Below are 8831 nucleotides of genomic sequence, written 5' to 3'. Positions count from 1 at the left end.
AGATGAATTAATGCGTCAGTTTATCGAACTAATCAAAGAAAATAACCAACTGCGCAATGAAGTAGAAGACGAGTTGTCTGGTGCCTTAGGTAACTTCGTATTGGCCTCATCATCAATGAATGACGCCTTTATGGAAGAAATCGTGGCCTTACCGACTAAACAGGTCAACTTAGAAATTGTCAAGAAAAATATCATGAGCGTTGACGTACCTAAGATGTCATTTTCATACGATGATGATAATCAAAACAGCGACAACGAAGTGAAATACGGTTACCTAAACACATCTAGTGAATTAGACGATGCCATCGAAGTCTTGAACGATGTCATGCCTAAGCTGTTAAAATTGAGCGAAATTGAAAAAACGTGTCAATTAATGGCAACGGAAATTGAATCCACAAGACGTCGAGTAAACGCCTTAGAATACCGGATGATTCCAAACATTAAGGAAACCATCAAGTATATCCAAATGAAACTAGACGAAAACGAACGTGCATCCATCACGCGGATGATCAAAGTGAAGGATATGGGGTAAACACCAGGGTGCTAAAAACCAGGGTGCGAAAGCCGACGCCAAGGGAGGAACGTTGGAAGATTAGGGCAGTGGCTGACACAGCCAGCTACAACCTAATCTGAAACGCAGTCCTCCCTGGAGGCTTGAACCCGACTAAGAGTGTGAGAGTTGCGCAGACTTCGCCTCAGTTTTACCTATCACTAACATGTTGTTTTCAGAATTAGAGACCAAGCCAATATTGTTGGTTTGGTCTCTTTTCATATATGACTATACTTTGGAAGGCCCATAATATGGAAGAAGTCCTTTACAAAGTATCAATAAAAATGGTATAATTAAATTTGCCGAAAGGCCTTGCGGCAAGGGTAGAGATGTGAACCGGGTCAGATGGGGAACCAAGCAGCCCTAAGCATTGTCTATCCTGTGCTGTAAGTTAGTATAAATTTAATCGGCTGAGAGCCAAACGCCAAGTGTGTCCATTCACGCTTGGCTTTTTTTATGGGCATTTTTTAGAAAATTTGTATGCCATACCAGAATGACGCAATAGCAATCAAAATCAAGCTAATCGGAAAGATACGAGTGATGAAGAAATCCATCCAGCCCGCAATTCGTCTATAAATAGTCGTTAGGTGGCTTTTAAAGAATAGGGACATTATAAAAATAAGCCGTACATAGGTAATACAAACAAGACAAAGGAATAAAAGGCCAGGAGTAACGTTGCTTGTAGATCAGTAATCGATACAGTTGCATAGTAGCTTAATAAGGCTAAATATGGCGCTATTGAAGAGATTTCAGCTAGACAAGAGGCGATACCAAGCATGAATAATGCCCTAGCTGATAAATGGGTTTCTTCTGCTTGGGTAAAGGCTTCCTTTTGCATCTCTTCCTGGCTTGTTGCAGGTTGGTGTTTTATCAAGTGGGTATAGCTTAAATAAGCGAAGATCAAAAGACTGGCTTCCAACGCTAGGTGACGCCAGGTGTATGGATAATGGTGGTTGATCCAATTGCAGGCTTGGAAAATCCAGTCAGAAAAACTAAAGTAGAAGATTAGCCCGATTAAAAAGTTTCCCAGTCCAATGGGGAAGATAAAGTACAAAATATGATAAGTTGATTTAATTTTAGATTGTAAAATGAATTGCTGTGTTAAGGAAAAAGGGTTAATGCCGTCAATCAGTCCAGCAATTAAGGTCGTTGTAAAGACTACAAACATGATTTTCCGCCTAAAAAAACCGGATAGACATCCAAGCAACACACCTTCAATTTGAAGGGCCTATGTGCACTAGAATACCTATTCGGCGATAGTTGTTTTTATTTATGAGTCACTATCCTATCAAAACGGGGATAGGTTGGCAAGGGTAGTTTACTGTAGGTAGTTAAAGAGATTTCTTGGAATAGTTTCTTTAAAATGCAAGTTCATCTCCACAACGTTCCGGGTTTCACCATCACCACTCGGCTTTTCAAGTTGGGTAATCGTCGAAACATCAGGTGACACTTCACCCAAATAATAAAACTCGGTTCCTTCATCATCGTCCTTTTTAATGAACATATGAATTTGCCAGTCGTCCGCATCCTGTAATATTTTCACTTCAGGAGAAGCCAGTGTCCTTGGCGCTTTCGTGAACCAAGTCATCGTCTGTGGGTCTAACAAGGCATCTTCATAAGCGACTTGGGCACCAGTAAAGTCGTCGCCTTTATCCAGTGTCACAAAAATTGTAAAAATTTTCCGTTCCTTATCCTGAGTATAGCCTCCGATATTTTGGTCCACCAATTGCGTTTCCCATTTGAGCAGACGTAGGGCGTCGCGACGGCCGTATTTTTGGTACAAGGTTAAATCTGACGATTTGTCATAACCGTCATTTAATAAGGTGGCCGTAGTGATTAGGTCATTTAAATGATGCAAAAAGGTCGAATCTTTCTTTGCTGACTGGAAGCCAGGACTTAAATTAATTCCTTCGTTTACTATAATCACGACTTGCCCAGGTTGGTAAGTTTTCTTTGAACTACCGGCGTAATAATCGGTGGACAAGGTTCGCACCACTGACTGCACAGTCATAGGGTCATGGCTTAAGTCATGTTTAGCCAAAATGGTTTGAATCTTGGCCAAGCTTAAAGCATCTACATTTTCTTTAGTGAGTTCACTCAATAAGACTAGTTCATGCGCTCGTTTGCCTGGTAAGATTTCCCGCGATAAAAACTTCAAGATATCATTGGCAGCTTTAGAAAGGGTATTGTCACTTTCCTTGATGCTGGCCAAGAAAGCGGGGTAATTGTCCTTTTTGTTGGCTAGTAGATAAGGGTCGAAACTATTGGTTGTTTCAAAATCAATCAACATTGGCACGCGACCCAGTTTATTTTTCAAGTCTAGATAGGCTTCTTTCAATTCTTTCATGGAATCTATTTTCACAGCATTTATAGACTCAAAAATCCGCTCTTTAGCGATGCTTTCGAAATTGATATTGGATAAACCGGAAATAAAGTTTGTGTTGACGGTGGTTTTCCGCATGACATCCTTATTGCGGTTTGAATTACCAGACAGGGCTACGGGAATCAGGTAGTTGTTCTTATAGTTACCGATAAAGTCGATGATATTCACGAATTCCTTATCATCATGCTTACGAAGCCCACGCCCCATTTGTTGGACGAAGATGATACTGGATTGGGTGTTACGCAACATGACCACCTGGTTGATTTCTGGAATATCGATTCCTTCATTAAAGATATCCACTGTAAAAATATAGTCTAAGAGACCTGAAGTTAACCGATTCACCTGCTTGGTTCGCATTTCTTGGCTATCGCTACCAGATAGGGCGACAGTTTTATAACCACGGGCGTTGAATTTATCGGATAGGGACTTGGCTTCCTCGTTACGGCTACAGAAGACCAGGCCTTTGACCTTGTCTTTATCTAAACCATAGTAGGTCAACTTGTCCATGACATAATCAACCCGTTCATCTAGGATTAGGTTCTTCAATTGGGTGGTTTCAGAAATCAATTCGCCGTCTTTTTCGAAGTCGGTCACCCCAAAGTAATGGAAGGGGGCTAGTAAATCAGCTTCAAGAGCATCTTGCAGGCGAATTTCATAGGCGATATTGTAGTCAAAGAGTTCATATAAATTATAGCCATCTGTACGCTCAGGTGTAGCCGTTAAACCAAGTAGGAATTTGGGTTTAAAGTAGTCAAAAATCCGCTGGTAAGACGCTGATCCGGCCCGGTGGACTTCATCTACTAAGATATAATCGAATTCTTCTGGGTCAAATTGGTGTAAATGTTGGTCGCGGGTAATGGTCTGTTGGGTGGCGAAAACATACTTGGCCTGGCTATCCTTTTGGTTACCTGTATAAAAACCAAATAAATCATCTGATTCTGCATGCATCACCTTTTTAAAAGAGGCCATTGCGGAATGTAAGATTTGTTCCCTGTGGACGATAAAAAGGACTTTTTCGGGTTTAGTTTCTAAGACATCAAAAGCCGCTAGGTAGGTTTTACCAGTCCCGGTAGCCGCGATTACTAAGCCACGGTTGGCGCCATTCTGACGTAATTCAATAAGACTATCTAAGGCTGGCTGTTGCATCTTATTAGGCACGATAAAGTTCTTGGCTGGATCCAGTAAGATACTAGTATCACGGTATTTAGGCGGTTGGAAGGAATTGGCATAAGCTTGAATCCAGTCTTCAGTTAAAGGCTGCGCACTCGCCCATTCCTTGTCTAAATGGGCCTGCATTTGATGGATAATGGCCCCGTGGTGGTAGGTAGTCAGTTTAACGTTCCACTCGTAATTAGTTTTCAAGGCATGGTTGGTCAAGTTTGATGACCCAATAATAAAGGAAGCGTGGTCCTTGTGTTCAAATAAATACCCTTTAGCGTGAAAAGCTTCTTTGTCAGAAATACGGACTTCCAAATTAGGCACTTTCAGCAAGGCCTTGAAAATATCTGGTGAGTTAAAGTCCAAATAGTTCGAGGTAATTAACCGACCTTTTATCCCTCGTTGGTGTAAATCAAAGAGGTGGGTTTTTAGCGTATTGAGACCACTCTCCGTCACAAATGCCACAGAAAATGTAAAAGTTTCGCTGGTAGCCAATTCCTCTTGCAAGGTATTTAATAGGAAGATATTCTCATCTGGTTGATTAATAATCAACTCAGGGTCATACTGGGCATGCCCCAACTGCCTTTGATCGATAAAAGCATGCCGCAAAGATTGCGCTAATAAATCCATATATACCTCCAAAACATCCTAAAATTCAGTCTACAAATCAATCTATAGCGTCATTTGTGATAACTTATCTACAGCAGGAAGGTCCGCTGGCGCCCAGTCTAAAGACTTCAATTCGCTAGGCTTCAACCACTTGATGGCCTTATGTTCCGTCAAAAAGGGCTCACCTTGATCAAGCTGGCAGATAATTGTTGTGAGGTGAACGCGTCCGAAATCATATTCGTAGGATGATGAATCAAAAATCTCTGGGGATACTTGAACCTGAATCTTCAACTCCTCTTCCAATTCACGTTTAAGGGCTACTTGCGCAGTTTCGCCAGCTTCTATCTTCCCGCCAGGAAACTCCCACAAGTAGGCTAAAGACTTTGCGCCCCCGCGTTGGGCACACAAAATCCGCTGGTCTTTAATCAAAATGGCCCCAACAACATAGATATCCTTCATCCGTATCACCTTTCAATCATTTTTTACTATCGTTAAAATCGGGTTCGACAAACCATAGATGACTGCGTTTCAGTTTAGGTTGAGCTGACATTGTCGGCCACTACCCTAAACTTCCAACCTTCATCTATTAATGGTTTGTCTCGCACCTAGAATATATAGATCATTTTACCGGACCCTCATCAAATAAGAAAGATCATAAACTGCTTTACTTATCAATTGTCCGCAAATGGTTTATCATGAAAGGAACGAACACACATACAAAAGGAGTGGATTGGATGAAAGCGTGGATACTCAATCAAGCAGGTGGCCCAGAAAATTTTGAACTGCAAGAAATCGACAGGCCGACAGCACAAGCGGGTGAGGCTTTAGTCAAGGTCAAGGCAATTGGGCTTAACCGTCATGATGTCATGTCTAGAAACAGTTTGAAGCCAGATACCAGTCTTGAAGACCGGGTGATTGGGATTGAGATTGCTGGTGAAGTGGTGGCTATTAATACCGACGGGACAGAATCTAGTCATGTTGCTATTGGTGACCATGTAGCGGGGATTGTTACCCACGGCGCATATGCTGAGTACGCCCGCATTCCCCTAAGCCGTGCCATGGTTTTCCCTAAAGACACGCCTTTTACAACCGCTGCAGCCATTCCAGAAGCTTTCATGACCGCCTATCAGACTATGTATTGGATCGGCGACTTGCATCAAGGTGAACGGATCCTTGTCCATGCAGCGGGTTCTGGCGTTGGAACTGCAGCTATCCAATTGGCCAACCACCTGTCCAAGGCAGAAATTTTTGCCACCGCAGGCCGTCAAGATAAATTAGACCTAGCTAAAGAATTAGGCGCCCAAACTACCATTAATTATAAGGCAGAAAATTTCGCCGACGTGATTTCTGAAGCAACTGACAATAGGGGTGTCGATGTCATTCTAGATTTCATCGGGGCGTCCTATGCTAATAAAAATGCGTCCGCTATCGGCCAAGACGGCCGCTGGGTTTTAATCGGCGTTCTTGGGGGCACACAGGTCCCGGACTTCGATATGGGGCAATTGCTCTTTAAGCGGGTGAAACTCCAAGGCACCCTGTTATCACCGCGGTCAGACGACTACAAGGCTCGCCTAGTAGCTGACGTCAATAAAGAGGTCGTGCCTTTAATTGCAGACGGGTCTATTAAACCGGTGATTGATACGGTCATGGCTTTTGACCGCTTGCCGGAGGCCCATGAATATATGGAAGCCAATAAAAACTTAGGTAAAATCATTATTAAGTTAGAAGACTAAAGTTTCGTGATGTTATTGAGGGAAGTGATTTAGGGTGTTTGCCAGCAATCTGGGCAGATGCCCTTTTTCATTAGAGATAAATGAGAGTACGGATTGCTTTATTTGTCAGTTTTGATACAATAGAATCAATAGTTATCATTATATTCTAATGAAACAAAAAGGAGCTGACAGGTATGGAAAAAACGAAAATGCAGGAGATTGCTCAGTATTTGTATGATGCGGAGAAGAATAAGACGGCGATTGATAATGTGACGGAGGTGTTTAATGTTTCCTTCGATGAGCAAGAGGCTTATGATATCCAAGATTTGGTCGTAGCTTTGAAGAAAGAAACAGACGGGAAGACGGCAGCTTACAAGATTGGTTTGACGTCACCGGCTAAGATTAAACAGTTGAATATTGATCAGCCGGTTTATGCCCACATCTTTGAGTATATGATTTCTTATGACGGCGAACCTTTGTCGATGGAACGGTTTATCCACCCACGTATTGAGCCGGAAGTGACCATTGTCTTGAAGGAGGATATCTACCAAGAGAATGTCACTTTTGAAGAGGTCATGGATAAGATTGACTATGTCTATTCTTCTGTTGAAATAGTAGACTCTCGCTATCACGGTTTCCGCTTTTCCTTGGAAGATGTGGTTGCTGACAACACTTCTTGCCAGGGGGCAGTTTATTCAAATACCCACTTCAGCTTAGACCAAGTGGATATCTTGAACGAAAAAGCTGTTGTTTATATTAATGGTGAGAAGATTGATGAAGGGATTGGGAAGGATGTAGCCAATCATCCAGCCAATGCGGTGGTCTTCCTAGCCAACGCCTTGTATAAACGTGGCGTGACTTTAGAGGCCGGCGTGCCGATTATGACCGGTGGCATGACCAAGGCTAACAAGATTGAAATTGGCGACAAGGTCGAAGTAAAATTCGATACCATGGACGATATCTCTTTCGAAGTAGTCGAATAAGCAGACTAAAGGCCAACCAATGGCAAAATAAAAACCAGCTGGTAGCGTGCGAAAAGCGCCTAATCTAGCTGGTTTTTTTGTGGTTGATTTTAGTAATTTAAACCCAATGTGGTCCAGTTTATGGGCGCGTTTATGCTTTGGTGTTTCCGCCACTAAATGCGTTAGACGCGTCAATGCTAAGCAACTTTTCTCGCACCTAAAAAAACAAGTTTCTTCTATATAATAGGGTAATTAAATGGCATCTCTTATATATAGAAGAAACTTGCTCAGGGATGATTGATATTTTAACTTATCGGGCTAATTGATAGCTACAATACTATTTTATTTAGCGACTGCTGCTTCAACTTGTTTTGGGACCCGGTCTTGTTGGTCAGTGAATGGGATAAAGACATCGCGCGACGATTCCATAGCGTATTGGATGTTTTTCCCGTCCTCAGTGTATTCAACCACACGGTAGTATGGATCATGGTAGAAAATAAAGCGGTAGTTGTTGGCTAGGGCTTCTGGCATCAATTCTTGTTTAGCTGAAATCGAATCCATTGGGTAATCGTCTAGACCACCGACCCAAAGTGGGTTTGTGTGAACGAAAGTAAGTAGGATATCCGCCATATGTAGCATAGTTTCGCCAGCTTGTTCAAGACGAATAATCGTATGACCTGGACTGTGACCACCTGTAACTTCCATGGTAATCCCTTCAGCAATGGTAATGCTATCCGTAAAGGTTGCTACTTGCCCTTGGATGGCTTCCCAATTTTCTTTCGGATACGTATTCTTAGTCCGTGCATTCGGATGTCTTACCGCATCCCACTCGATATCAGAGACATAAATCGTAGCATTGGGGAAGGTTGATTGCCATTGATCATCTTCAAAGTAAGTCAAACCGCTGGCATGGTCGTTATGCATGTGAGTCATCATCACAACGTCAATATCTTCAGGCGTAATCCCAAGCGTTTCAAAGTCTTCTTGGATGCTACCTTCTTGTTGTAGCCCAACATTTCGTTTCCCTTTTTCATTGAATTTATCCAAGTTAAAGGAGGCATCAATGATGTAGTTTTTCCCTTGGTATTGGATGACAATCGGGTCACAAACCTCAGCCACTTGGTTTTTATCATTATATGGATAGTAGCGACCCCAAAGTGTTCGTGGTACAGGACCGAAAATTGTCCCGCCGTCAGTGCCAATCATCGCGCCGTTCAACCAAGATAGGGTCATGTCATGGAAAGTATATGTGTCAATCATAATAAAAATCTCCTTTATATATATGCTTTGGCTTCTAAATACGAGTCATTTTTCAATTGCCAAAAGGGGTTCAGCCCTTAGCTGGTGTCATAGCCGATTAATAGTTACCTTCGATAATCATGGATATTCCTTGGCCACCCCCGATACACAAGGTAGCTAGGCCATAAGTAGACTGGCGTTTAACCATTTCGTGGACC

The 8831-nt window shown here is 42.4% G+C and carries 8 protein-coding genes and 1 other RNA gene; 4 read left to right on the top strand and 5 right to left on the bottom strand.

Annotated features, from left to right (window positions below; genetic code table 11):
* Positions 1 to 532, top strand: a 532-nt coding sequence (locus ACRCJ0_RS07160) for a V-type ATP synthase subunit D (protein WP_431390026.1), incomplete at its 5' end; no start/stop codon positions are given.
* A 322-nt stretch (positions 533 to 854) separates the two neighbouring features.
* Positions 855 to 954: signal recognition particle sRNA small type (gene ffs, locus ACRCJ0_RS07155), an RNA gene on the top strand.
* Positions 955 to 1160: 206 nt separating this feature from the next.
* On the opposite strand, the gene ACRCJ0_RS07150 is transcribed toward ffs, so the two are convergent.
* The 3 genes from ACRCJ0_RS07150 to ACRCJ0_RS07140 form a co-directional block, all read right to left on the bottom strand.
* On the bottom strand, positions 1161 to 1718 hold the full coding sequence (locus tag ACRCJ0_RS07150; RefSeq protein WP_431390025.1) for a GAP family protein: 558 nt from the start codon (positions 1716 to 1718) through the stop codon (positions 1161 to 1163).
* 150 nt (positions 1719 to 1868) lie between these two features.
* Complete coding sequence (locus ACRCJ0_RS07145) at positions 1869 to 4721, bottom strand: DUF3427 domain-containing protein (protein ID WP_431390024.1); 2853 nt, start codon at positions 4719 to 4721, stop codon at positions 1869 to 1871.
* A 42-nt stretch (positions 4722 to 4763) separates the two neighbouring features.
* Positions 4764 to 5159: a (deoxy)nucleoside triphosphate pyrophosphohydrolase gene (locus ACRCJ0_RS07140; RefSeq protein ID WP_431388093.1), complete on the bottom strand. Its 396-nt coding sequence runs from the start codon at positions 5157 to 5159 to the stop codon at positions 4764 to 4766.
* Between the two features lie 275 nt (positions 5160 to 5434).
* Between ACRCJ0_RS07140 and ACRCJ0_RS07135 the strand changes: the two genes are divergently transcribed.
* Positions 5435 to 6433 (top strand): NAD(P)H-quinone oxidoreductase, encoded by a 999-nt coding sequence (locus ACRCJ0_RS07135; RefSeq protein WP_431390023.1) that lies wholly within the window; start codon positions 5435 to 5437, stop codon positions 6431 to 6433.
* A gap of 173 nt (positions 6434 to 6606) precedes the next feature.
* Complete coding sequence (locus ACRCJ0_RS07130) at positions 6607 to 7395, top strand: 2-keto-4-pentenoate hydratase (protein WP_431390022.1); 789 nt, start codon at positions 6607 to 6609, stop codon at positions 7393 to 7395.
* Between the two features lie 321 nt (positions 7396 to 7716).
* On the opposite strand, the gene ACRCJ0_RS07125 is transcribed toward ACRCJ0_RS07130, so the two are convergent.
* Positions 7717 to 8634: an MBL fold metallo-hydrolase gene (locus ACRCJ0_RS07125; protein ID WP_431390021.1), complete on the bottom strand. Its 918-nt coding sequence runs from the start codon at positions 8632 to 8634 to the stop codon at positions 7717 to 7719.
* 97 nt (positions 8635 to 8731) lie between these two features.
* Positions 8732 to 8831: hypothetical protein (locus ACRCJ0_RS07120; RefSeq protein WP_431390019.1), on the bottom strand; the 100-nt coding region annotated here is incomplete at its 5' end.

The organism is Aerococcus sp. L_32 (genome assembly GCF_050689315.1).
The sequence above is the reverse complement of the archived record's forward strand: the minus strand, read 5'-3'. Positions and strand labels throughout refer to the sequence as shown.